The 22,321-nt window shown below is 63.0% G+C and carries 25 protein-coding genes; 12 read left to right on the top strand and 13 right to left on the bottom strand.

Annotated elements, in window-relative coordinates; translation table 11 throughout:
- Positions 1-10: 10 nt before the first annotated feature.
- From FJ490_RS27030 to coaD, 3 genes are all read right to left on the bottom strand, one after another.
- A complete protein-coding gene (locus FJ490_RS27030) occupies positions 11-523 on the bottom strand; it encodes a peptidylprolyl isomerase (RefSeq protein ID WP_140525351.1) in 513 nt (170 codons plus the stop codon).
- Positions 524-550: 27 nt separating this feature from the next.
- The gene (locus FJ490_RS27025) at positions 551-1,045 is read right to left on the bottom strand and encodes a peptidylprolyl isomerase (RefSeq protein ID WP_224518951.1); all 495 of its coding nucleotides are present in this window, start codon (positions 1,043-1,045) and stop codon (positions 551-553) included.
- Positions 1,046-1,155: 110 nt separating this feature from the next.
- Positions 1,156-1,656 carry a pantetheine-phosphate adenylyltransferase gene (coaD, locus tag FJ490_RS27020; protein ID WP_140525353.1) on the bottom strand — a complete coding sequence of 167 codons (501 nt, stop codon included), beginning with the start codon at positions 1,654-1,656 and terminating at the stop codon, positions 1,156-1,158.
- A 194-nt stretch (positions 1,657-1,850) separates the two neighbouring features.
- Between coaD and FJ490_RS27015 the strand changes: the two genes are divergently transcribed.
- Complete coding sequence (locus FJ490_RS27015) at positions 1,851-2,003, top strand: hypothetical protein (protein WP_140498827.1); 153 nt, start codon at positions 1,851-1,853, stop codon at positions 2,001-2,003.
- A 68-nt stretch (positions 2,004-2,071) separates the two neighbouring features.
- On the opposite strand, the gene gyrA is transcribed toward FJ490_RS27015, so the two are convergent.
- Together gyrA and FJ490_RS27005 are read right to left on the bottom strand one after the other, a co-directional pair.
- Entirely contained in the window at positions 2,072-4,870 is a 2,799-nt protein-coding gene (gene gyrA, locus FJ490_RS27010; RefSeq protein WP_140729210.1) for a DNA gyrase subunit A, read from the bottom strand.
- Between the two features lie 183 nt (positions 4,871-5,053).
- Positions 5,054-5,884 carry an AraC family transcriptional regulator gene (locus tag FJ490_RS27005; RefSeq protein WP_140729232.1) on the bottom strand — a complete coding sequence of 277 codons (831 nt, stop codon included), beginning with the start codon at positions 5,882-5,884 and terminating at the stop codon, positions 5,054-5,056.
- A gap of 87 nt (positions 5,885-5,971) precedes the next feature.
- Here FJ490_RS27005 and FJ490_RS27000 point away from each other — a divergent pair, with 87 nt between their 5' ends.
- On the top strand, positions 5,972-6,508 hold the full coding sequence (locus FJ490_RS27000; protein WP_140498831.1) for a hypothetical protein: 537 nt from the start codon (positions 5,972-5,974) through the stop codon (positions 6,506-6,508).
- A 173-nt stretch (positions 6,509-6,681) separates the two neighbouring features.
- Positions 6,682-7,311 carry a MarC family protein gene (locus tag FJ490_RS26995; protein ID WP_140498833.1) on the top strand — a complete coding sequence of 210 codons (630 nt, stop codon included), beginning with the start codon at positions 6,682-6,684 and terminating at the stop codon, positions 7,309-7,311.
- Between the two features lie 5 nt (positions 7,312-7,316).
- Here FJ490_RS26995 and FJ490_RS26990 read toward each other — a convergent pair whose 3' ends face one another.
- From FJ490_RS26990 to FJ490_RS26980, 3 genes are read right to left on the bottom strand one after another with little or no spacing between them, the layout of a single operon-like run.
- A complete protein-coding gene (locus FJ490_RS26990) occupies positions 7,317-7,742 on the bottom strand; it encodes an OsmC family protein (RefSeq protein ID WP_140633179.1) in 426 nt (141 codons plus the stop codon).
- Between the two features lie 22 nt (positions 7,743-7,764).
- Positions 7,765-8,178: a DUF2306 domain-containing protein gene (locus tag FJ490_RS26985; RefSeq protein ID WP_140633176.1), complete on the bottom strand. Its 414-nt coding sequence runs from the start codon at positions 8,176-8,178 to the stop codon at positions 7,765-7,767.
- Positions 8,179-8,218: 40 nt separating this feature from the next.
- Complete coding sequence (locus FJ490_RS26980; RefSeq protein WP_140498840.1) at positions 8,219-8,731, bottom strand: single-stranded DNA-binding protein; 513 nt, start codon at positions 8,729-8,731, stop codon at positions 8,219-8,221.
- A 236-nt stretch (positions 8,732-8,967) separates the two neighbouring features.
- On the opposite strand from FJ490_RS26980, the gene FJ490_RS26975 reads away from it, so the two are divergent.
- The 9 genes from FJ490_RS26975 (at position 8,968) to FJ490_RS26935 (ending at position 17,441) form a co-directional block, all read left to right on the top strand.
- Entirely contained in the window at positions 8,968-9,282 is a 315-nt protein-coding gene (locus tag FJ490_RS26975) for a metalloregulator ArsR/SmtB family transcription factor (protein WP_140498842.1), read from the top strand.
- Positions 9,279-9,782 carry an SRPBCC domain-containing protein gene (locus tag FJ490_RS26970; RefSeq protein WP_140729211.1) on the top strand — a complete coding sequence of 168 codons (504 nt, stop codon included), beginning with the start codon at positions 9,279-9,281 and terminating at the stop codon, positions 9,780-9,782. Before FJ490_RS26975 ends, FJ490_RS26970 begins: the two co-directional genes overlap by 4 nt.
- A 31-nt stretch (positions 9,783-9,813) precedes the next feature.
- Positions 9,814-10,419 carry an ATP-dependent Clp protease proteolytic subunit gene (locus FJ490_RS26965; RefSeq protein ID WP_140498846.1) on the top strand — a complete coding sequence of 202 codons (606 nt, stop codon included), beginning with the start codon at positions 9,814-9,816 and terminating at the stop codon, positions 10,417-10,419.
- Positions 10,420-10,515: 96 nt separating this feature from the next.
- Positions 10,516-10,797, top strand: a complete 282-nt coding sequence (locus FJ490_RS26960; protein WP_140560963.1) for a hypothetical protein — start codon at positions 10,516-10,518, stop codon at positions 10,795-10,797.
- 708 nt (positions 10,798-11,505) lie between these two features.
- Complete coding sequence (gene uvrA, locus FJ490_RS26955) at positions 11,506-14,427, top strand: excinuclease ABC subunit UvrA (protein WP_140686314.1); 2,922 nt, start codon at positions 11,506-11,508, stop codon at positions 14,425-14,427.
- 28 nt (positions 14,428-14,455) lie between these two features.
- On the top strand, positions 14,456-14,926 hold the full coding sequence (locus FJ490_RS26950; RefSeq protein ID WP_140686313.1) for a GNAT family N-acetyltransferase: 471 nt from the start codon (positions 14,456-14,458) through the stop codon (positions 14,924-14,926).
- Between the two features lie 42 nt (positions 14,927-14,968).
- A complete protein-coding gene (locus tag FJ490_RS26945; protein WP_140515303.1) occupies positions 14,969-15,781 on the top strand; it encodes a DUF72 domain-containing protein in 813 nt (270 codons plus the stop codon).
- A 138-nt stretch (positions 15,782-15,919) separates the two neighbouring features.
- Complete coding sequence (locus FJ490_RS33355; RefSeq protein ID WP_140564488.1) at positions 15,920-16,177, top strand: hypothetical protein; 258 nt, start codon at positions 15,920-15,922, stop codon at positions 16,175-16,177.
- Between the two features lie 112 nt (positions 16,178-16,289).
- Positions 16,290-17,441 (top strand): GGDEF domain-containing protein, encoded by a 1,152-nt coding sequence (locus FJ490_RS26935; protein ID WP_140664316.1) that lies wholly within the window; start codon positions 16,290-16,292, stop codon positions 17,439-17,441.
- Between the two features lie 51 nt (positions 17,442-17,492).
- Here FJ490_RS26935 and FJ490_RS26930 read toward each other — a convergent pair whose 3' ends face one another.
- The 5 genes from FJ490_RS26930 to urtB form a co-directional block, all read right to left on the bottom strand.
- Positions 17,493-17,669 (bottom strand): hypothetical protein, encoded by a 177-nt coding sequence (locus tag FJ490_RS26930; protein WP_140498860.1) that lies wholly within the window; start codon positions 17,667-17,669, stop codon positions 17,493-17,495.
- Positions 17,670-17,899: 230 nt separating this feature from the next.
- Positions 17,900-18,595: an urea ABC transporter ATP-binding subunit UrtE gene (gene urtE / locus FJ490_RS26925; protein ID WP_140557767.1), complete on the bottom strand. Its 696-nt coding sequence runs from the start codon at positions 18,593-18,595 to the stop codon at positions 17,900-17,902.
- A 69-nt stretch (positions 18,596-18,664) separates the two neighbouring features.
- Positions 18,665-19,411 carry an urea ABC transporter ATP-binding protein UrtD gene (gene urtD / locus FJ490_RS26920; protein WP_140664313.1) on the bottom strand — a complete coding sequence of 249 codons (747 nt, stop codon included), beginning with the start codon at positions 19,409-19,411 and terminating at the stop codon, positions 18,665-18,667.
- 6 nt (positions 19,412-19,417) lie between these two features.
- Entirely contained in the window at positions 19,418-20,647 is a 1,230-nt protein-coding gene (urtC, locus tag FJ490_RS26915; RefSeq protein ID WP_140664310.1) for an urea ABC transporter permease subunit UrtC, read from the bottom strand.
- Positions 20,644-22,260, bottom strand: a complete 1,617-nt coding sequence (gene urtB, locus FJ490_RS26910) for an urea ABC transporter permease subunit UrtB (protein ID WP_140729212.1) — start codon at positions 22,258-22,260, stop codon at positions 20,644-20,646. The genes urtC and urtB overlap by 4 nt, the downstream gene beginning before the upstream one ends.
- Positions 22,261-22,321 lie beyond the last annotated feature (61 nt).

The following is a 22,321-nucleotide window of genomic DNA, read 5'->3' as shown; positions in this document are numbered from 1 at the left end:
TCCTGTCGCCTTACTTGACGTCGGCCGCGACCTTCAGCGACACGATCTTGTCGGGATCCTGCACCGGCTCGCCGCGCTTGATCTTGTCGACATTGTCCATGCCTTCGATGACCTGGCCCCAGACCGTGTACTGGCGATTGAGGAAGGCTGCATCGTCGAAGCAGATGAAGAACTGCGAATTGGCCGAGTTCGGATTCTGCGAGCGCGCCATCGAGCAGGTGCCGCGGCCGTGGTTGGCATTGGAGAATTCGGCCTTGAGATCCGGCTTGTCGGAACCGCCCATGCCAGCGCGAGAAGGCGCGAAAGAGGGCTTGCTCGAATTGCCGAACTTGACGTCGCCGGTCTGCGCCATGAAGCCCTCGATGACGCGGTGGAAGACCACGCCGTCATAGGCACCTTCGCGGGCCAGTTCCTTGATGCGGGCGACATGGCCGGGCGCCAGGTCGGGAAGCATTTCGATGACGACCTTGCCCTTGGTCGTTTCCATGATGAGCGCGTTTTCGCGATCCTTGATGTCGGCCATGTCTGATATCCTTTTCAAAAAACAGAACTATTTGTCGGCGGCGATGCGCACCTTGATCATCCGGTCGGGATCGGTGACCGTGCCGTTGTCGGCCTCGTCGCCCTTCTTGATGTGGTCCACCAGTTCCATGCCGCTGACGACATTGCCCACGATCGTGTACTGGCCGTCGAGCGGCGGTGCCGGCGCGAACATGATAAAGAACTGCGAGTTTGCCGAATTCGGATCCTGCGAGCGTGCCATGCCGACCACGCCGCGCTTGTAGTGCTCGGTCTGCGAGAATTCCGCCGGCAAGTCCGGCAGGTCGGAGCCGCCGGTACCGACAGCCTGGGCGTTGAAGCCTTTGTTCATGTTGCCGAATTTGACGTCGCCGGTCTGCGCCATGAAGCCGTCGATGACGCGGTGGAAGGCGACGTTGTCATAGGCATGCTCACGCACCAGCTTCTTGATCTGCGCGACATGCTTGGGCGCGAGATCGGGACGCAGCGCGATGGTTACATCGCCGTCCTTCAGGGTGATGATCATGGTGTTTTCCGGGTCGGCGGCATAGGCCGAGGCCGATGCTGTCACGAGACCGGCAAGCACGACGAGGAACGAGGCGAGCTTTTTCAGCTGCATGGTCTTCTCCGAGAACCCTATTTTGTGAATTTGGCGGCGAGTGCACCGGCGACCGCGGCCGGCACGAAGGGGCGGATGTCGCCGCCCATCGAGGCAATCTGGCGCACAAGTGTGGCGGTAATGGTGCGCACCGAGGGGCTGGCGGGCAGAAAAACCGTCTGCAGCTCAGGCGCCATGGTTTCGTTCATGCCGGCCATCTGCATCTCGTAGTCGAGATCGGTGCCGTCGCGCAGGCCGCGGATCATGATCGAGGCCCCCTGTTTCCTGGCCGCATCGATGACCAGCCCGTCGAAGGCGACCACCTTGATGCGTGTGCCGTCGCGGCCAAATTCGGCCTTGGTCGCGGCCTCGATCAGTTCGACCCGTTCCTCGAAGGAAAATAGCGGCTTCTTGCCGGGATGGATACCGATCGCCGCATAGACGATGTCCGCCACGGCCAGCGACGCCTTCAGCACGTCGAGATGGCCGTTGGTCAACGGGTCGAAGGAGCCGGCATAAAGGGCAATTCGTTCGTTCATGCCGGTGCTTCTAACGGGCGCGCGGACGGAAGGCAAATCTCATTGATGCGATCCCCTTGAACCTTTTTGCAGGGATGAACGACAGATGAATGCGCCGATCACGAACGCTTCACGCAGCGTTCACTACCTTGCCCCTTTAAGAAGATGAAACCAAAGTCCCATCTAAGCGTTGTAGAGCGCAGGAGAACACGCACATGCTGATCTACATGCTCGCCACTGCAATGACCGTCGCCATGCTGATCGCCACTGTATTCGGGCTGCATCAGGAGGCCCAGCGCGTCCGCATCAAGACCAACGCCAAACGCTTCGAAGGGTTCGGCCCCCGCAAGCCTCACCGTCACTATTGAACTAGCCTGAATTTGTTGCGACGCGCCGGCCGATTGGCCGGCGTTGCCATGTCCGCGGCAAGCCAGACTTATTGCGTATCATCCGGGCCGGCATCCGCCGCCGGATCGATCTCGGCACCAACCTCGACGATTTCTTCCTCGTCCGATTGCGGCTCGGAAATCCGCTCGACCGAAACCACCTTCTCGCCTTCCGCCGTGTTGAAAATGGTCACGCCCTTGGTGGCGCGGCTGGCGAAGCGGATGCCATTGACCGGCACTCGGATGACGGTACCGCCGTCGGACACCAGCATGATCTGGTCGTCATTGCCGACCGGGAAGGTCGCCACCAGCCTGCCGATCTCGGCCGTCTTCGACACGTCGGTGGCCCGAATGCCCTTGCCGCCGCGTCCGGTCAGACGGAAATCATAGGACGATGAGCGCTTGCCGTAGCCGTATTCCGTCACCGTCAGCACGAACTGCTCATGCGCCTTGAGGAACTCATAGCGCTCGTCCGACAGCTCCGCCTCCTCGCCGACCTCTTCGTTGGTCAACGCGATCTCTTCCTCCTCACCTGCCGGGATGCCAGCGGCCAGGCGCCGTTCGGCCACCACGCGCTTCAGATAGGCGGCGCGTTCGGCCGGCGGCGCATCGACATGCTCGATGACAGCCATCGAAATGACGCGATCGGTTTCGGCCATGGCGATGCCGCGCACGCCGACCGAGTTGCGGCTCTGGAAGACGCGCACGTCGCCGACGGAAAAGCGGATGCACTGGCCGGAGCTGGCGGTCAGAAGCACGTCGTCATTGTCGGTGCAGGTCTCGACGCCGAGGATCTCGTCGCCCTCCTCCTCCAGCTTCATGGCGATCTTGCCATTACGGTTGACCTGGACGAAGTCAGAGAGCTTGTTGCGGCGCACCGTGCCGCGCGTGGTGGCGAACATCACGTCGAGCTCGCCCCAGCTTGTCTCGTCCTCCGGCAACGGCATGATTGTGGTGATGCGCTCGCCCTGCTCCAGCGGCAGCATGTTGATCAGCGCCTTGCCGCGTGACTGCGGATTGCCGATCGGCAGGCGCCAGACCTTCTCCTTATAGACGATGCCGCGCGAGGAGAAGAACAGCACCGGCGTGTGCGTATTGGCCACGAACAGGCGGGTGACGAAATCCTCTTCCTTGGTCGACATGCCCGAGCGACCCTTGCCGCCGCGGCGTTGCGCCCGGTAGAGCGACAATGGCACGCGCTTGATGTAGCCGGAATGGCTCACCGTCACGACCATGTCCTCGCGCTGGATCAGGTCCTCGTCTTCCATATCCGCGCCGCCCTCGCTCAGCTCGGTGCGGCGCGGCGTGCCGAATTCGTCGCGCACGGCCGCGAGCTCGTCCTTGACGATCTGCTGGACGCGGGCGCGGGACGAAAGGATATCGAGATAGTCGACGATCTCGGCGCCGATCGTGTTCAACTCGTCGGCGATTTCGTCGCGGCCGAGAGCCGTCAGGCGCTGCAGGCGCAACTCCAGGATCGCGCGCGCCTGTTCCTCGGACAGATTGTAGGTGCCGTCCTCGTTGATGCGGTGGCGCGGGTCGTCGATCAGGAGGATCAGAGATTCGACGTCGCCGGACGGCCAGCGCCGCTCCATCAACTGCTCGCGCGCCGTCTGCGGGTCCGGCGCGGTGCGGATCAGCTTTATCACTTCATCGATGTTGGCGACGGCGATTGCGAGGCCGACCAGCACGTGGGCCCGGTCGCGCGCCTTGCGCAGCAGGAACTTCGTGCGCCGGGTAACCACCTCCTCGCGGAAGGACACGAATGCCCTCAGCATATCGGTCAGCGTCAGCAGTTCGGGCTTGCCGCCATTCAGCGCCACCATGTTGGCGCCGAAAGAGGTTTGCAGCGGCGTGAAGCGATAGAGCTGGTTGAGGATGACGTCGGCGACGGCGTCGCGCTTCAGCTCGACGACGACCCGATAGCCCTGGCGGTCGCTCTCGTCGCGAATGTCGGAAATGCCCTCGATGCGCTTGTCGCGTACCAGTTCGGCCATCTTCTCGATCATCGACGATTTGTTCACCTGGTAGGGAACCTCGGTGATGATGATCGATTCGCGGTCATTGCCGCGCGCCTCGATGTTGACCTTGCCGCGCATGACGATGGAGCCGCGGCCGGTCGAATAGGCGCTGTAGATGCCGGAGCGCCCGAGCACGATGCCGCCGGTCGGGAAATCCGGCCCCGGAATGATTTCCATCAGCGCCGGCAGGTCGATGGCCGGATTGTCGATGATCGCGATCGCGGCGTTGCAGACTTCGCCCAGATTGTGCGGCGGGATGTTGGTGGCCATGCCGACGGCGATGCCGCCCGAGCCATTGACCAGCAGATTGGGAAAGCGCGCCGGCAGGACCTTCGGCTCGCTGCCGGAAGCATCGTAAGTGTCCTGGAAATCGACCGTATCCTTGTCGATATCCTCCAGCAGTTCATGCGCGACCTTGGTCAGCCGCGACTCGGTGTAGCGCATGGCCGCCGGCGGATCGCCGTCGATCGAGCCGAAATTGCCTTGCCCGTCGATGAGCGGCACGCGCAGCGACCAGTCCTGCGCCATGCGCACCAGGGCGTCATAGATAGAGGCGTCGCCATGCGGATGGTATTTACCCATCACGTCGGCGACCGGGCGCGCCGACTTCACATATTTGCGATTCCAGTGATAGCCGCTCTCATGCGCGGCGAAGAGAATGCGGCGATGCACCGGCTTCAGGCCGTCGCGCACGTCGGGCAGCGCGCGGCTGACGATCACGCTCATGGCGTAATCGAGATAGGAGCGCTGCATCTCCTCGATAATCGAAATCGGCTCGATGCCGGTGGGGCCGCCGTCGGCGCCGCGCGGTGTTTTTTGGTCGGTCAAATCGGATCACAATCTAAACAGGAATCACTTGCCGTATATATAGGAAGCGCGGCCGAAACTCCAATGTCGACGGCACTTTTCCAGTGTCGATTTTGGCGGTGATTTCAAAAGGATACCGGTGATTGCGACGATATGGCCAAGATGCTTTTCGGAGCCGTCGACGCAAAGGCCCGCCATCTCGTGTTAGCGGCGGCCCGCGCGGCGGGCGCGATAGCCGCCGGGCGTCTCGCCCATTTCGCGCCGGAAGCGGCGATTGAAAGTTGACAGGTCGTTGAAGCCCGCCTCGAAGGCGATCGTCGAGATCGCCTTGTCCGAAGCGTGGAGCCGCACTGCTGCCCGGTGCAGCCTGGTCCTCAGCAGAAACCGGTAGGGGGTCATTCCGGCAATCTGCCGGAATGTGCGCAGGAAATGATACGGACTGGTCGCCGTCTCCCGGGCCAGCACGGCCAGCGAAAGCGGCTGATCGGCATCGATCTCGATACGCCGAACCGCCTCCGCGACCCGTTTCTGGTCGCGGCCGCTGGGTGTCCGCGCCATCTTGGTGCGCCCTGAGCTTGCGGCGACTGCTGCGCTGGCAATGCGCAAGCCGAGTTCCTCGAAAGCAGCGGTTTCGCCCACATCGCGCGCGGCCTCCGCTTCGGCCAGCAGCGGCATCAGCGCCGGCAGGGGCGGCAAGCGCGGCGCCTCGAAGGCCAGCATTCTGGCGCCCGGTACGTCCTCCACGATCCGTTCCATATAGGCCGGAGCAAAATGGAAGGAGAGGCAGCGGTCACCGGCGCCGTGCTCGTGGCCGCATTCGTACCATGTGCCGGGATTACCGAGCAGCACCGCGCCTGGCGCGAGCATCGCGGTACCCTGGCTGGCGCGATAGCGGAAGGTGCCGCTGGTCACCGCGGCGACGCAGAATGTCCGGTGCTCCTCCTCGAACGGCCGGTCGCCGGCGCCGGCCGTGCACACCACGTCCGACACCTGCCAGCCTGGCCCCGAGGCAATGATCCTGTCGCTCGTCGTCATAGCCTGAAAGATAGCAATTTTTCCCAAGCGCAGAACCCTGCCCCGGCCTATCGCTTGCGGCCTCCTGACAGCATGAAGGCACCAGCCATGACCAACCAGCCCACTTTTACCGAAGCCCTGCACAGCGACGGGCCAGCCCCCGGCTTTGCCGAGAATTTGGATCTCTACGGCCGCTTCGTCGGCGCCTGGACTTTCGATGCCAGCCGTCATCTCGAGGACGGCACCGTGCTGACCGGACGCGGCGAGGTGCATTTCGGCTGGGTGCTGGAAGGCCGCGCGATTCAGGACGTCTGGATCCTGCCCGCGCGCGATGCAGGCCCCTCACCTTCTCTCGGCAAATGGACCTTTTATGGCACGACCTTGCGCGTCTACGATCCCGGCGCAAATGCCTGGCATATTTTCTGGAGCGATCCGCGCAACCAGTATTACAGCCGCCAACTCGGTCGCGCCGAAGGCGACACGATTGTCCAAGTGGGCGCCGACGGCACCGGTTCCTCCGTACGTTGGAGCTTTTCACGAATAACCGAAAATTCCTTCCGCTGGCTCGGCGAGCGCTCGCACGACAATGGCGCGACATGGCGGCTCGAAGTGGAGTTCCTGGCGCGGCGCTCTGGCCGTACCTGATCAAGCAAGCCCGCGACGCAAACTCAGGCATTCCCTGCGTTCTTTCGCGTCTCCCTCGGCCCAGCCGGCTTTCGCAGAGTTCGCGAGCCGCCTCTCCCCAGCCGGTTTCCTCCGTCCCTGCTTTGCTCTACCAATGTCGGGATGCGGGCTCGGCCCGGCGGGAGGGGTGAGAGATGCCGAGTTTCGACAGCCTGTTCAACGCCTTCGTCACCATTCTGGTGACCATCGACCCGCCCGGGCTTGCGCCGCTGTTTCTGGCGATAACGCGCGGCATGAACCGCGAGGAGCGCCAGCAGGTCTCGGTCCGCGCCTCGGTCATTGGCTTCCTTGTGATGGCGCTGTTCGCGGTTGCCGGCGCGTCGATCCTGTCGGTGTTCGGCATCACGCTGCCGGCATTCCGCGTCGCCGGCGGGTTCCTTCTGTTCTTCATCGCTTTCGAAATGGTGTTCGAGCGCCGGCAAGACCGCAAGGAGAAGATCGGCGACGTCGCCATCACCAAGGACATGATCCACAACATCGCCGCTTTCCCGCTGGCGATCCCGCTGATCGCCGGCCCCGGCGCGATTTCGGCGACTGTGTTGCTCTCCGGCTCGTTTCAGGGTTTTGGCGCCCAGGCGGCACTGGTCGGCATCATCTTCGTCTGCCTCGCCATCACCTATCTGGTATTCGTGCTGTCGGAGCGCATCGACCGCATCCTCGGCCAGACCGGCCGCTCGATCCTGACTCGCCTGCTCGGCGTCATCCTGGCGGCACTTGCCGTGCAGTTCGTGGCGGACGGCATCAAGGCGCTGATGGCCTCGTAGGCCGCTTATTTTGCCGTCGTGTCGATAATTTCGAAATCGTGGGTGATGGTGGCAGTCTTGGCCATCATGGCCGAAGCCGAACAGTATTTTTCGATCGAGAGATCGATCGCCCGCTTCACCTTGTCGGACGACAGCGCCCTGCCCTTGACCACGAAGTGCATATGGATGCGGGTGAATACCCGGGGGTCCGTCTCGGCCCGGTCGGCGTCGAGTTCAACAATACAATCTTCGACCGCTTCGCGCCCCTTTTCGAGGATATGGACGACATCGTAGGCGGAGCAGCCGCCGGTGCCGATCAGCACCAGTTCCATCGGGCTCGGCCCCGGCGTTCTCCCTTCAGGGCCGAACGCGGTCCCCAGCACGACCTTGTGCCCCGTGCCGGACTCGCCGACGAAGGTGCGTTCCTCGACCCATTTGATGCGTGCTTTCAACTGATATTCCTTCCACTCGGGATCACGGTCTGGCTTGCGCGACGCCGAAGACCACGTCGTGCATGATTCTGCCGGGCACCAGCGTAAAGACACCGGCACCCACCAGTGCAAAGATATACAACGCAATCATCGCCTTGCGGTGCTTGGCGACGCGGTGATTGCGTGCATGCCAGACCGCCAGCGGCACCGTGACCAGCACCAGGATCGACAAGAGATGGATCGGGCTGAAAGGGCCAATGAGCCGTATCTGCTGGATCCAGAAACTCGAGATGGCGACGGCCAGCATCAGCGCCGCCCAGAGATAGCCCATCGCGCGGTGGCGCAGCGTGCCTTTCGGCAGCGCCAGCTGCACGCCGCCTATCGCCAGCGCGGCAAAGGCCGCGAGCGCATGCCATGGGATCGGAGGACGTGCCGATAGGAGCGGTCCGAGCGACATCGCGCCCTCTCCTCAAATGCCCGTCACGCCGTGTCGATGCTCAGAACGGAATTTCGTCGTCCAGCTCGCGCGACGAACCGCCGCCGCCCTTGGGAGCACCGCCGCCACGATTGAAGCCTTCGTTCGGGCCGGACTGGCCAAAATCGGAACCACGGCTGCCGCCGCCGGAATAACCGCCGACCTGGCCGCCCTCGCCCTGGCCGCGCGCGTCGAGCATCTGCAGCTCGCCGCGGAACCTCTGCAGCACGACTTCCGTCGTGTATTTGTCGGCACCGGTCTGGTCTTGCCATTTGCGTGTCTGCAACTGGCCCTCGACATAAACCTTCATGCCCTTCTTCAGATACTGCTCGGCAACCTTGGCGATGCCCTCATTGAAGATGACGACATTGTGCCACTCGGTCTTTTCCTTGCGCTCGCCGGAATTCTTGTCGCGCCAGCTTTCCGATGTTGCGATGCGGATGTTGACGACCGGCTCGCCAGAATTCAGGCGGCGGATCTCCGGGTCCGCTCCGAGATTGCCGACCAGAATGACCTTATTGACGCTACCCGCCATGATACTTCTCCGCGCTCGTCCGAAACAAATTTTTGTCGCAGCACCTTACAGGTTGCGCACACCCGTTGCCTGCTGTGGCTGCCTTTTCCCACAAGGTTTTTGTTCTCTTTTCGTTCCTATATGCATCGCCGCTCATTGTCAAGGATTGGCAGCAATGCCCGAGCCGCCAGCTTCCTTTTATATGGGCCGCAAAAGACCGCTTGCCAAACCAATAAGTATCGACTTATGCTTTCACCATGATCGAAGCGGAAATTTTCCGGGCGCTGGCCGACCCCACCCGACGCGCCGTCTATGAACGCCTCGCCACCAGCGAGATGACGGTGTCGCAACTGCGCACCGGCATGACGGTGTCGCAGCCGGCTGTGTCGCAGCACCTGGCTGTGCTGCGCGGCGCAGGCTTGGTGGTCGAACGGCGGGCGGGCCGCAATGCCTATTACCGCGCCGATCCGCAAGGGCTCGACCCGCTGCTCGGCTGGATCGAACGCTACCGGACCTTCTGGCCCGAGCGCATCGAAAAACTGAAGACGGTTCTCAAGGACATGGACCAATGACGCACGCACCAGTGACCGGCGAAAGCCATGCGCGGACCGCCCCCGACGCGATCGAGTTCGAGTGCGATCTCCCCGAGCCGCCGGAAAAGGTATGGCGGGCGCTGACCGTGCCCGAATTGCTTGCGGCCTGGATGATGCCCAACGACATCAATCCTGAGATCGGCAGCAATTTCGCCTTTGCCGGGCCGGATGCGCCGATCGAATGCGAGATCCTCGATGCCGAGCCCGGAAAAAGGCTTCGCTATTCCTGGCGGGAACAGCCGCGGCCCGACGAGGAACGGAACCCGCTCGACAGCATCGTCACCTTCACGCTCGCCCGCACCGTTTCGGGCGGCACGCATCTGCATATTATCCATGAAGGCTTTGCCCGTGTGGCGACATCCGCCGCCAGGCCCATGGTGACCATGGCAGGCGCCGGCTGCCGGCTTTCATTCACTGCGCGTGCCTCCGGCCGCCGCCCCGCAGCCAATTCATTTTGCCTTCTGCAGCGCGCCGCTTGAGTGGCCGACACATGAAAAACGGAGAGAGACGATGACCGGTTTTGCCAATCTGGTGCCGATGGTGATCGAGCAGTCGAGCCGCGGCGAGCGCGCCTTCGACATTTTCTCGCGGCTGCTGCGCGAGCGCATCGTCTTTATCAACGGCGAGATCAACGACGGCATGTCGGCGCTGGTCTGCGCCCAGCTTCTGTCGCTGGAATCGGATAATCCCGACAAAGAGATCTCGCTTTACATCAACTCGCCTGGCGGCGTGGTGACCAGCGGCTTCGCCATCTACGACACGATGCAATATGTCAGTTGTCCGGTGTCGACGGTGTGCATGGGCTTTGCCGCCTCGATGGCTTCGTTCCTGCTGATGGCTGGCACGCCGGGACGGCGCATCGCGCTGCCCAACGCCAGCCTCGTCCTGCACCAGCCGCTGGGCGGCTTCCAGGGTCAGGCATCGGACATCCAGCGTCACGCCGAAGGCATCCTGCGCACCAAGCGGCAGATGACCGAGCTCTATGCGCGCCATTGCGGCCGCACCTATGAAGAGGTCGAGCGCACGCTCGACCGGGACTATTTCATGACCGCCGAGGAAGCGAAGGCATGGGGTCTCGTCGATCATGTCTACGACACCCGCAAAAAGGCGGCGTGACCGGCACAAGCACGATGAATTGCGACGGCCCCGCCGTCCGGCGATTTGATGACCGCCGGTCTGGCCACCTCGGCGGGGCGGCGCTATAACCGGCCGATGATCGACAGCCGCTTATTCCAACCTTGGCGTCTTGCCGTCACTATTTTCGCCGGTGCGCTCATGCTGGCCGGCGGCGCCTTTGCCAACGACAGCCAGAAAGGCAGCCTGCCCGGTGTGGCCGGCGATTATCGCATCGCCAAGCCGGCCCCGCAGCCCGAACCCGATGACGCCTTCCCCGCCAACGGCAACGGCCGGTTCAAGATCGGCGATACCGATGTCAGGATTTCCGGCAGCATCACGGTCGATGTCGGCGCCGGCGGGATCAAACCGCCGCGGTAGCTGACATGTCGGGGCCGTCATTACCTCCGCGTTCCCCCAAAAGAGCAGCCCCGCCGTGCTTTTAGCAAACGGACGGGGCTTTTCTGGATCTATAATCCAATCTTTCGCCGGGAATGTTTTACCGGCTTTCGATTTCGGATGCTTCGCGGCGTTCAGCCGACGATCCGACCAGTAGTCTCTGATTTTGGTGCATCCGGCAGGGTCACGTCGGAAGGCGCTCGCGTCTCCCTGGCATTCATGCCTGCCGCGGCTCCAGTCACTGCTGGAGCCTCAAGGGACTGTCCGGTGGCGTCATGCTCCACTCCTGTGTCCATTGCGACAATCGTCGTCAGAAGCACTGATCGCAATAGCCCGCGGCGTCTCGCAGGCCGCCTTTGGGCGACGAGGCCATCGAAAGACAGCCGGCTTCATTGACCTGTGGAGTCTGCTCCCCTCAGCCGGGGACGTCAACCGCTCGATGTCCGATCGGAAAAAATGTGATCGAGCGACATATCCCCTGATGGGAACCACGCCGCCTGCTCCACCGCTTTTGTCAGGAGCGTGTTCGGTCTTTGTTCTTTCCGCTTGCCCGTTCGTGCGAAAGACGGTTAAACGACTTGGTCGAGAATTGTGGCGTCTCTCGACGCGGCGGCAAAAATACCTACATAGGGGACGGCCGGGGAAAACCCGCCGATCCCACAAATTCCAGATCTGAGGCGGCGACCGGCAATGGCCGACCATAAATATCTTTCCATTCGCGGGGCGCGCGAACACAATCTGAAGAATGTCGATCTCGACCTGCCGCGTGACAGCCTGATCGTCATGACGGGCCTGTCGGGCTCCGGCAAATCGTCGCTTGCCTTCGACACCATCTATGCCGAAGGCCAGCGCCGCTATGTCGAGAGCCTGTCGGCCTATGCGCGGCAATTCCTCGAAATGATGCAGAAGCCGGATGTCGACCAGATCGACGGCCTTTCGCCGGCCATCTCCATCGAGCAGAAGACCACTTCGAAGAACCCGCGCTCGACGGTCGGCACCGTCACCGAGATATACGACTACATGCGGCTTCTGTTCGCGCGTGTCGGCGTACCCTATTCGCCCGCCACCGGACTGCCGATCGAGAGCCAGACGGTGTCGCAGATGGTCGATCGCGTGCTGGCGGTCGAGGAAGGCACGCGCCTGTTCATCCTGGCGCCGATCGTGCGCGGCCGCAAAGGCGAGTACCGCAAGGAATTGCTCGAGCTGCAGAAAAAGGGATTTCAGCGCGTCAAGGTCGACGGCGTCTTCTATGAGATCGCTGATGTGCCGCCACTCGACAAGAAATACAAGCACGACATCGACGTGGTCGTGGACCGCATCGTCGTGCGCGGCGACCTCGCAACGCGCCTTGCCGATTCCATGGAGACCGCGCTGAAGCTCGCGGAGGGGCTGGCGGTAGCGGAGTTCGCCGACAAGCCGCTCGATGCCAGTCAGACGGGCGAGGATTCGGTCAACAAGTCGAAGAACGAGACGCATGAGCGCATCCTGTTCTCGGAAAAATTCGCCTGTCCGGTCTCCGGCTTCACCATTCCCGAGATCGAGCCCAGGCTGTTCTCGTTCAACAACCCGTTCGGCGCCTGCCCGACCTGCGACGGGCTGGGCAGCCAGCGCGCCATCGATCCCAATCTGGTCGTCCCCGACGAGAACGTCTCGCTGCGCGACGGCGCCGTCAGCCCATGGGCGAAATCGACTTCGCCCTACTACGTGCAGACGCTGGAGGCGCTCGGCAAGGCTTACGGCTTCAAGCTCGGCGACAAGTTCAAGGATTTGAGCAGGGAAGCCCAGGAAGCCATCCTGCGCGGCACCGGCGAGCGCGAGATCACCTTCCAGTATGATGACGGCCTGCGCTCCTACAAGACGACCAAGACCTTCGAGGGCGTCATCCCCAACCTCGAGCGGCGCTGGAAAGAGACCGAATCCGCCTGGATGCGCGAGGAGATCGAGCGCTTCATGTCGGCCACCCCCTGCCCGGCCTGTCGTGGCTACAGGCTGAAGCCGGAAGCGCTGGCGGTGAAGATCGCCGGCAAGCACATCGGCGAAGTGACCGAACAGTCGATCCGCAAGGCCGACCAGTGGTTCACCGACCTGCCGGCGCAGCTCAACGACAAGCAGAACGAGATCGCCGTGCGCGTGCTCAAGGAAATCCGCGAGCGGCTGCGCTTCCTCAACGACGTCGGCCTCGATTATCTCACCCTGTCGCGCAATTCCGGCACGCTGTCGGGCGGCGAGAGCCAGCGCATCCGGCTGGCATCGCAGATCGGCTCCGGCCTCACCGGCGTGCTCTACGTGCTGGACGAACCGTCGATCGGCCTGCACCAGCGCGATAATGCGCGCCTGCTCGACACGCTGAAGCACCTGCGCGACATCGGCAACACGGTCATCGTGGTCGAGCATGACGAGGACGCCATCCTGCATGCCGACTACGTCGTCGACATCGGCCCGGCCGCCGGCATCCATGGCGGCGAAATCATTGCCCAGGGCACGCCTCAGCAGGTGATGGCCAACCCGAATTCGATCACCGGCAAATACCTTTCGGGCGAGCTCGAAGTGGCGACACCAGCGGTTCGCCGCGAGGCGAAGAAGAACCGCCGCCTGAAAATCGTCGGCGCGCGCGGCAACAATCTGAAGAACGTCACCGCCGAAATTCCGCTCGGCACCTTCACCGCCGTCACCGGCGTATCGGGCGGCGGCAAATCGACCTTCCTGATCGAAACGCTTTTCAAGGCGGCCTCGCGCCGCATCATGGGCTCGCGCGAGCATCCGGCCGAGCACGACCGCATCGAGGGCCTGGAGTTCCTCGACAAGGTCATCGACATCGACCAGTCGCCGATCGGACGGACCCCGCGCTCCAACCCCGCCACCTATACCGGCGCCTTCACGCCGATCCGCGATTGGTTCGCGGGCCTGCCGGAAGCCAAGGCGCGCGGCTACCAGCCGGGCCGCTTCTCCTTCAACGTCAAGGGCGGCCGCTGCGAGGCCTGCCAGGGCGACGGCGTTATCAAGATCGAGATGCACTTCCTGCCCGACGTCTACGTCACCTGCGACGTCTGCCACGGCAAGCGCTATAACAGAGAGACGCTCGACGTGCTGTTCAAGGGCAAGTCGATCGCCGACGTGCTCGACATGACGGTCGAGGAAGGCGTCGATTTTTTCGCCGCCGTGCCCGGCGTGCGCGACAAGCTCGACACGCTGAAGCAGGTCGGCCTCGGCTACATCCATATCGGCCAGCAGGCGACGACACTGTCGGGCGGCGAGGCGCAGCGGATAAAACTCGCCAAGGAGCTGTCGCGCAAGGCGACCGGCAAGACGCTCTATATCCTGGACGAGCCGACCACTGGCCTGCACTTTCACGATGTCGCCAAGCTGCTGGAAGTGCTGCACGAACTGGTCGACCAGGGCAACACGGTGGTGGTGATCGAGCACAATCTCGAAGTGATCAAGACCGCCGACTGGGTGCTCGACCTCGGCCCCGAGGGTGGCGATGGCGGCGGCGAGCTGGTCGCCTCCGGCACGCCGGAAGCGATCGTGCGCGAAAAACGCAGCTACACCGGCCAATTCCTCAAGGAATTGCTGGAGCGACGCCCCGGAGGCAAGCGCGAAGCAGCGGAGTGATGGCGGGCTGGCGTTGGGAATCTCCGGAATGAAGATCAGGAAAGCCCTCGCCCCGGATGTCACCGCCGTCATGACTCTGACCACGGATGCCTACGCGCCCTACACCGCGCTGTTGGGCGCGCCGCCGATCCCGGTCACCGAAGACTATGCGCCGCGCATCGAACGCGGCCAGGCCTGGCTGCTGGAGAGCGGCGGCGACCTGGCCGGGCTGATCGTCCTGGAGCGGCACGAAGACCACGCGATGATCTTCTCCGTCGCGGTGGCGCCAGGATTTCAGGGCAAGGGCTTCGGCATCGCATTGTTGAAACATGCGGATCAGCAGGCGCGCCTGTGGGGCGTGCCGGAGGTGCGGCTCTACACCAATGCGAAAATGGAGCGCAACATCGCGCTCTATTTGGCCTACGGCTATCGCGAAACGGGTCGCCGGCCCAATCCCTACCGGCCAGGATGGGTGCTCGTCGACATGGCCAAGCCGGTCGACGAGGTCACGGCGGCCTGATTTTTCTGAACGCGGCCAGATTTCTGAAACGGGAGGACGACAATGAGCAAATCGGGAACAATCCGCGCCGGCATGGGCGGCTGGACCTTCGAGCCGTGGGACACGTCCTTCTACCCGGAAAAACTCCCCAAGGCCAAGCAGTTGCAATACGCCAGCCGGCAGGTACCGAGCATCGAGGTCAACGGCACCTACTATTCCAGCTTCAAGGAACCGACCTTCGTCAAATGGGCCAATGAGGCACCCGACGGTTTCGTCTATTCGCTGAAGGGCAACCGCTTCGTCACCAACCGCCGCGTGCTGGGCGAAGCCGGTGAATCGATGATGCGCTTCCTTGGCTCCGGCGTCGCCGCGCTCGGCGATAAGCTTGGGCCGATCCTTTGGCAGTTCGCGCCGACAAAGAAATTCGATCCCGACGATTTCGAGGCTTTTCTGAAGTTGTTGCCGGAAAGCCAAGACGGTGTCGCGTTGCGCCACGCGCTTGAAGTTCGCAACGACAGTTTCATCGTGCCGGAATTCCCGGCGCTCGCGCGCAAATACAAGGCGGCCATCGTCTATGCCGATCACGCAAAATATCCTGATATCGCCGATATCACCGGCGATTTCATCTATGCGCGGCTGCAGACCGGCTCGGATGACAATCCCGACTGCTACACGCCAAAAGGCCTCGATGAATGGGCGGCGCGGGCCAAGGTCTGGGCGGAAGGCAAGCAGCCGGCCGATTTGCGGCGCGCCGACCCTGCTACCGACGCGCCGGTGCAACCGCGCGACGTGTTCGTCTACTTCATCACCGAGGGCAAGGTGCGCGCGCCCTTCGGCGCCATGGCGCTGATGAAGCGAGTGACAGAAACCAGCTAAGCGGCAAGCCTCTGCGGCTATTTCCATTTGCATGAATTGCCGGCGTCAACAGCCTCTGTCGGAACCTCAAGGCGTCATCGTCGTTTTGCCTTGGTGGCGGGTTCCCGCGCGGGAAAACCAGCAGAAAAGCGAGGAAGGATGGCTGTCATCCTTATCGGTGCGTTTCTCATCGTCGCCGGCGTTGTGTATATGGCGGGCGCAGCTCTCAGGCGTGGACGGCTCAGCGATCCGGCACCTGCAGCTTCGGATCGACGGATGCCCAATCTCGCAACGCAGGCCCCGACGCTTGAGCCACGCCGGCGCGGCCTCGGTTTCCTAGGCGTGTCACAGAATTGGCCGGGTCTGCTGATGATGGCGGTCGGTGCGGTTCTGCTCCTGTCGGCGGTAGTCCTCTAACGCCGTGCAAGCTTGGCTTTTTCGCCGCGATCGTAACCTTATCGACACTTCCTTGCGTCATGACTCCAGCAACGTCAGGCTGCAGGGTCGTCGCGGGCAAGGAACGAGGGGCATGTCGCTCGACTACAACTCACTTCTGCTGGCGGTCGGTTTCTCCGCTGCCTGCCTGAGCCTGACGCTGTTCGGCACATGGCTCACCGCCCGCACCGACAAGTTCCTGCTCACCTGGGCGCTCAGCGCCTTGCTGGTGGTGGGCGAGGTCTTCACCTATGACGCCTATATCGACGCGCCCAGGCGCGGCCTCGGCATCGCCACCTTCACCTTGCTGCTGGTCGGCTTCTCCATGATGCTGGGCGCCGCCTACCAATTCAGAAGCGGCGGCTCGCCGGTCTCCAGGATTTTAATCGGCAGCGGCATTTCGCTGGCGGTGGCGCTGCCGCCCATGGCTCTCGGCTATGACGGGCTCGGCTTCATGTTCGAGAACCTGTTCGCGGCCCTGCTCCTGTTCGCAACCGCCGCCGAATACTGGAAGGGCCGCGCCGAGGCCCCAGCGCTTACCATCGGCGCCGCCGCACTCTATTCAGCGACCGCCATGTCCTTCCTGCTCTGCGCGACGGTTTTGGCATGGGACGGCAAGCTGATCATGAGCCATGCGCCAAGGAACTGGGCCGAGGATCTCAGCCTCATCGTCGTCATCGCCAGCATGACCGGCATCGGCGCCTTGTCGCTGGCCCTCAACCAGGGGCGTCTGGCGGGGCATCACCGCCGCAACGCGCTGACGGATCAGCTGACCGGCCTGCTCAACCGCCGCGCGCTGTTCGACCTCTTTGGCGATTCTCCCGTCGGCGCCTTTACCGCCGTGGTCGTGTTCGACCTCGATAGCTTCAAGGCCATCAATGACGAGTTCGGCCACGCGACGGGCGATGAGGTGCTGAAAGTGTTCGCCAAGGAGCTTGCCGGCAACCTTCGCCCGACCGATGTCGCCGCGCGCATGGGCGGCGAGGAGTTCGCGGTGGTGCTAAAGCGGACTTTGCCCGAAACAGTGGAAAACACGGCCGAGACGATACGGACCTCGTTCGCCGCGCGCCGCATCGACACCGAGAACGGTCCCCTGACGTGCACCGTCAGCGCCGGCTTTGCTTTCGGCACCAAAGAGGGCCTGAGCTTCGACAAGGTGCTTAGCGCCGCCGACAAGGCGCTCTATGCCGCCAAGCGCGGCGGCCGCAACCGCGTCACCGCCTCTCCATTCCGGCGCGCTAGCTGACCAAGCGCATCAATGCCGTGCCCATCATTGTTGAATGGCCGAATGCGGCTTTTACGCCGCCATGACAATTTCATTGAAGGCATCGAGGTCGACATAGAAGACCTTGGTGATCTCCTCGATCAGCTCGTCGTGGTCATAGCCCTGGGACTTCAGAATGTTGATGGCTGTGATGATGTCGACGCGCTCTGTGAGCCGCCGCTTCTGGTAGTCCTCGACGTAACGTTCCATGGCTGCCCCTTGGCCTGTATGCCCAAACGCGTTGAACGACAGAGATCGCAGGGAGGATGCTAGGAACGCATGCTTGCGCGGAACTTGCCCGTCGCCCACCTCGATCTGCGACAAACCAGACTGATACGGAAGCGGCCGACTCACAAAGCCATCAGAAGACTAGCATGTAGTATTGAGCGTGCCAGCGGGTGTTGAAGAAAGATTGAGCAATCTTTCATCAGGAGATGGATTTACACCGTCAGGAACTTCCTGACATCCGCCCGGTCGAGATCTTCCGCAGGACCAGTATGGACGATCTGGCCGCGGTCCATGATGTTGACCTCGTCGGCGAGTTCGCGGCAGAAGTCGAGATATTGCTCCACGAGAAGAACCGCAATGCCGGCCTGGTCGCGCAAATAGCGGATGGCGCGGCCGATGTCCTTGATAACGGACGGCTGGATACCTTCCGTCGGCTCATCGAGCACCAGAAGCTTGGGCCGCATCACCAGCGCCCTGCCGATGGCGAGCTGCTGCTGCTGGCCGCCGGAGAGATCGCCGCCGCGGCGGCCAAGCATCTGCTTGAGCACCGGAAACAATTCGAAAACATGCGCCGGCACGTTGCGGTCGGCCCGTTTCAGGGGCGAGAATCCCGATTCAAGGTTTTCCCGCACGCTGAGCAGCGGAAAGATCTCCCTGCCCTGCGGCACGAATGCGATGCCCGACCGGGCGCGGTCATACGCCGCGCTCCGGTCGAGCGCCTTCCCCTCGAAGGCAACGCTTCCGCTCGTCAGCCTGTGGTGGCCGACGATCGATCTCATCAAACTGGTCTTGCCGACGCCATTGCGGCCGAGCACGCAAGTGATCTTGCCGGCGCCCGCCTTCAGCGACACGCCGCGCAGCGCCTGGGCGGCGCCGTAGTGGAGCGTGGCATCGGAAACTTCGAGCATGTCAGCGCCTTCTCCAGAACCGAAGGAAGGCAAGATCGAAGCGATGGAATTGCACCCGCCAAACCATGCTCATCTCCCCAGATAGACTTCGACGACGCGTTCATCGGCGGATACGAAATCGAGTGTGCCTTCGGAAAGCACCGAGCCCTCATGCAGGCAGGTGACCTTGACGCCGAGCTCGCGCACGAAATGCATGTCGTGCTCGACGACGATCACTGAATGGTCGCGGGCGATCTCCTTGAGCAGGCGCGCGGTTTCCTCGGTTTCGGCGTCGGTCATGCCGGCGACCGGCTCGTCGACCAGCAGCAGCTTCGGGTCCTGCGCCAGGAGCATGCCGATCTCCAGCCACTGCTTCTGCCCATGGCTGAGATTGGCGGCGAGCTCGTCGCGTTTGTCGCCGAGCCGGATGGTCCCGAGGATGTCATCGATCCGCCGCGTCTCGGCGGGCGAGCGTCGATGGAACAGCGCCGGAAAGATCGAGCGCGGCCCCTTCAGCGCCAGCATCAAATTTTCCTCGATCGTATGGCTTTCGAAAACCGTCGGCTTCTGGAATTTGCGGCCGATGCCCATCATGGCGATCTCGGCCTCGTCATGGCAGGTGAGATCGACCTGGCCGTCGAAGAACACCTCGCCCTCGTCGGGCCGTGTCTTGCCGGTGACGATGTCCATCATCGTGGTCTTGCCGGCGCCGTTGGGGCCGATGATGGCGCGCATCTCGCCCTTGTCGAGCACCAGCGACAGATTGTTGATGGCGCGAAAGCCGTCGAAGGAAACCGAAACGCCGTCGAGATAGAGAATGGTGTTCGACTTCGGCATCGCTCGTTACTCCGCCGGCTGTGGTTCGAGGCTGGACGAGGACCATTCGCCGGGTGTTCTGGCCGCCGACTGCACGACTTTGGATGGCGCGATTTCACCATCGGCGCCGGCCTCCTCGGCCAACGATGCCGCACGCAGCGCCTTGGCGTTGCCGCGCCGGCTATCCCACATGCCGATGATGCCTTTCGGCAAGAGCAGCGTCACGGCGACGAACACGCCGCCGAGTGCGAACAGCCACAGTTCAGGCAGCACGCCGGTGAACCAGGATTTTCCGGTGTTGACCAGCAGCGCACCGATGATCGGCCCGATGATGGTGCCGCGCCCGCCGACCGCGGCCCAGATCACCACCTCGATCGAATTGGAGGGTTCGAATTCGCCCGGATTGATGATGCCGACCTGCGGCACGTAAAGCGCGCCCGCGACGCCGGCCATGACAGCTGAAACCGTGAAGGCGAACAACTTCACATTCTCAGCCCGCCAGCCGAGGAAGCGGGTGCGGCTTTCGGCATCGCGCACCGCCATCAGCAGCTTGCCGTATTTGGAGCCGACGATCGCCCAGGTGACGAAGACGCCGAGCGCAAGCATCACCGCGCTGGCCGCGAACAGCGCCGAGCGGGTCACGTCGGCCTGGATGTTGAAGCCCAGAATGTCCTTGAAATCGGTCAGGCCGTTGTTGCCGCCGAAGCCCATGTCGTTGCGGAAGAAGGCGAGCAGCAGCGCATAGGTCATCGCCTGTGTGATGATGGAGAGATAGACGCCTGTGACGCGGCTGCGGAAGGCGAACCAGCCGAAGACGAAGGCAAGCAGGCCGGGTACCGCAAGCACCATGAGGCCGGCGAACCAGAAATGGTCGAAGCCGGTCCAGAACCAGGGCAGTTCCTTGTAGTTCAGGAACACCATGAAATCAGGCAGGACCGGGTTGCCATAGACGCCGCGCGAGCCGATCTGGCGCATCAGATACATGCCCATCGCGTAGCCGCCGAGCGCGAAGAAGGCGCCGTGGCCGAGCGAGAGTATGCCGCAATAGCCCCAGACAAGATCAAGCGCGAGTGCCAGCAGCGCGTAGCAGAGATATTTGCCGGTCAGCGCCACGATATAGGGTGGAACGTAGAATGCGCTCGTAGGCGAAACAACCAGGTTGAGCAGCGGCACGATGATGGCCGCCGCCAGCAGAATGAGGATGGTGATGGCGATGCGGCGGTCCGCGCCCGCGGCGAAGAAGCGTCCCGACATCATGCTTCCACCGCCCTGCCCTTGAGCGCGAACAGGCCGCGCGGGCGCTTCTGGATGAACAGGATGATCAGCACCAGCACGACGATCTTGCCGAGCACGGCGCCGGCATAGGGTTCGAGGAACTTGTTGACGATGCCCAGCGAAAAGGCGCCGACCAGCGTGCCCCACAGATTGCCGACGCCGCCGAAGACGACGACCATGAAACTGTCGATGATGTAGCCGCGGCCGAGATTGGGCGAGACATTGTCGATCTGGCTGAGCGCCACGCCGGCAATGCCGGCAATGCCGGAGCCGAGCGCGAAGGTCAGCGCGTCGACCCATGGCGTCCTGATGCCCATAGAGGCGGCCATGCGGCGGTTGGCGGTGACGGCGCGCATCTGTAGGCCCCAGGGGGTGCGCTTCATCACATAGAGCAGCACGGCAAAGACGCTAAGCGCGAAGACCAGGATCCAGAGCCGGTTCCAGGTGATGGCAAGCTGGCCGACATCGAACGAACCCGACATCCAGGAGGGATTGCCGACCTCCTGGTTGGTTGGCCCGAAGATCGAGCGCACTGCCTGCTGCAGGATCAGCGAAACGCCCCATGTCGCCAGCAGCGTCTCCAGCGGCCGCCCGTAGAGGAAGCGGATAACGCCGCGCTCGATGGCAAGGCCGACAAGCCCCGCGACCAGGAAGGCGAGCGGCAGCGCGATCACCAGCGACCAGTCGAACAGGCCGGGAAAGGATGTACGGATCACCTGCTGGACGACGAAGGTCGTGTACGCGCCGAGCATCACCATCTCGCCATGCGCCATGTTGATGACGCCCATGACGCCGAAGGTGATGGCAAGCCCGATCGCCGCCAGCAGCAGCACCGAGCCCAGCGAAATGCCGTACCAGATGTTCTGTCCGGCGTCCCACAGGGCCAGCGTCGAATTGATGTTGGCGATTGCCGCTGTCGCCGCTTCCTTCACTGCGCCCGACGCATTGGCCTCTGCCGAGGTGAGCAGCGATACCGCATCGCGGTCGCCGCGCGCGCCGATCAAGGCGATTGCCGCGAGCTTGTCGGCATCCGGCCGATCCGAGCTCAGGATCGACGCGGCACGAGCCTGTTCCAGCAAGGTCTTGACACTGGCGACCGTCTCATTGGCGATCGCAGCGTCGAGCGGCTCGATGTTTGCGGAATCGGGCGTCTTGAACATGGTGTCGGCGGCGGCGAGCCGCACGGCCGGATCCTTGGCGCCAAGCGTCAGCGTGCCCAGCGCATCGCGGATGGTGCGGCGCAGCGTGTTGTTGACCTTGATCTTGGTGATGTCGTCCTTGGCTGCTTCACCGGATGGCTCACCGCTCAGCGGGTCGAAAAGCTGGACCCGTTCGCCGCCTTCCTTGCCGACGAAGACCAGGGAATCGATCTTGCGGATGTAAAGATTGCCATCGGCGAGTGCCGCAAGAGGCCGCTCCACTGCCGGATCGCCGGTCGCCGCCAGGTCGTGAACGACAGCTCCCGTCTCCGAAAAACCCTTGGCGGCGGCGAACTTGGCGATGATGCCACGCAGATCGGCTTCGCCGGCGCCCGATGACGACAGCGTCGCCAGCAAGAACAGCAGTGTCAGGCCAAGTGCGCGGAAAAGGTTCATCGGCGTCAGGCGACTCTTCAGGGTTGAGTTGGACGTCCGGACGGCGAAGGAACCGTCCGGA

The sequence above is a fragment of the Mesorhizobium sp. B2-5-11 genome (assembly GCF_006440835.1).
In the GTDB taxonomy this organism is placed as follows: Bacteria; Pseudomonadota; Alphaproteobacteria; order Rhizobiales; family Rhizobiaceae; genus Mesorhizobium.
The sequence above is the reverse complement of the archived record's forward strand: the minus strand, read 5'-3'. Positions and strand labels throughout refer to the sequence as shown.

What these genes read in the sequence shown, in the direction of transcription:
- FJ490_RS26980 (WP_140498840.1), bottom strand. Translation starts at nt 8,731, where the DNA reads ATGGCGGGTAGCGTCAATAAGGTCATTCTGGTCGGCAATCTCGGAGCG.
- uvrA (WP_140686314.1), top strand. Translation starts at nt 11,506, where the DNA reads ATGGCCGACCATAAATATCTTTCCATTCGCGGGGCGCGCGAACACAAT.
- FJ490_RS27015 (WP_140498827.1), top strand. Translation starts at nt 1,851, where the DNA reads ATGCTGATCTACATGCTCGCCACTGCAATGACCGTCGCCATGCTGATC.
- urtB (WP_140729212.1), bottom strand. Translation starts at nt 22,260, where the DNA reads ATGAACCTTTTCCGCGCACTTGGCCTGACACTGCTGTTCTTGCTGGCG.
- FJ490_RS33355 (WP_140564488.1), top strand. Translation starts at nt 15,920, where the DNA reads ATGGCTGTCATCCTTATCGGTGCGTTTCTCATCGTCGCCGGCGTTGTG.
- FJ490_RS27000 (WP_140498831.1), top strand. Translation starts at nt 5,972, where the DNA reads ATGACCAACCAGCCCACTTTTACCGAAGCCCTGCACAGCGACGGGCCA.
- FJ490_RS26945 (WP_140515303.1), top strand. Translation starts at nt 14,969, where the DNA reads ATGAGCAAATCGGGAACAATCCGCGCCGGCATGGGCGGCTGGACCTTC.
- FJ490_RS27005 (WP_140729232.1), bottom strand. Translation starts at nt 5,884, where the DNA reads ATGACGACGAGCGACAGGATCATTGCCTCGGGGCCAGGCTGGCAGGTG.
- urtD (WP_140664313.1), bottom strand. Translation starts at nt 19,411, where the DNA reads ATGCCGAAGTCGAACACCATTCTCTATCTCGACGGCGTTTCGGTTTCC.
- coaD (WP_140525353.1), bottom strand. Translation starts at nt 1,656, where the DNA reads ATGAACGAACGAATTGCCCTTTATGCCGGCTCCTTCGACCCGTTGACC.
- FJ490_RS26970 (WP_140729211.1), top strand. Translation starts at nt 9,279, where the DNA reads ATGACGCACGCACCAGTGACCGGCGAAAGCCATGCGCGGACCGCCCCC.
- FJ490_RS26995 (WP_140498833.1), top strand. Translation starts at nt 6,682, where the DNA reads ATGCCGAGTTTCGACAGCCTGTTCAACGCCTTCGTCACCATTCTGGTG.
- FJ490_RS26950 (WP_140686313.1), top strand. Translation starts at nt 14,456, where the DNA reads ATGAAGATCAGGAAAGCCCTCGCCCCGGATGTCACCGCCGTCATGACT.
- urtC (WP_140664310.1), bottom strand. Translation starts at nt 20,647, where the DNA reads ATGATGTCGGGACGCTTCTTCGCCGCGGGCGCGGACCGCCGCATCGCC.
- FJ490_RS26975 (WP_140498842.1), top strand. Translation starts at nt 8,968, where the DNA reads ATGATCGAAGCGGAAATTTTCCGGGCGCTGGCCGACCCCACCCGACGC.
- FJ490_RS27030 (WP_140525351.1), bottom strand. Translation starts at nt 523, where the DNA reads ATGGCCGACATCAAGGATCGCGAAAACGCGCTCATCATGGAAACGACC.
- FJ490_RS27025 (WP_224518951.1), bottom strand. Translation starts at nt 1,045, where the DNA reads ATGATCATCACCCTGAAGGACGGCGATGTAACCATCGCGCTGCGTCCC.
- FJ490_RS26965 (WP_140498846.1), top strand. Translation starts at nt 9,814, where the DNA reads ATGACCGGTTTTGCCAATCTGGTGCCGATGGTGATCGAGCAGTCGAGC.
- FJ490_RS26985 (WP_140633176.1), bottom strand. Translation starts at nt 8,178, where the DNA reads ATGTCGCTCGGACCGCTCCTATCGGCACGTCCTCCGATCCCATGGCAT.
- FJ490_RS26930 (WP_140498860.1), bottom strand. Translation starts at nt 17,669, where the DNA reads ATGGAACGTTACGTCGAGGACTACCAGAAGCGGCGGCTCACAGAGCGC.
- FJ490_RS26935 (WP_140664316.1), top strand. Translation starts at nt 16,290, where the DNA reads ATGTCGCTCGACTACAACTCACTTCTGCTGGCGGTCGGTTTCTCCGCT.
- urtE (WP_140557767.1), bottom strand. Translation starts at nt 18,595, where the DNA reads ATGCTCGAAGTTTCCGATGCCACGCTCCACTACGGCGCCGCCCAGGCG.
- FJ490_RS26960 (WP_140560963.1), top strand. Translation starts at nt 10,516, where the DNA reads ATGATCGACAGCCGCTTATTCCAACCTTGGCGTCTTGCCGTCACTATT.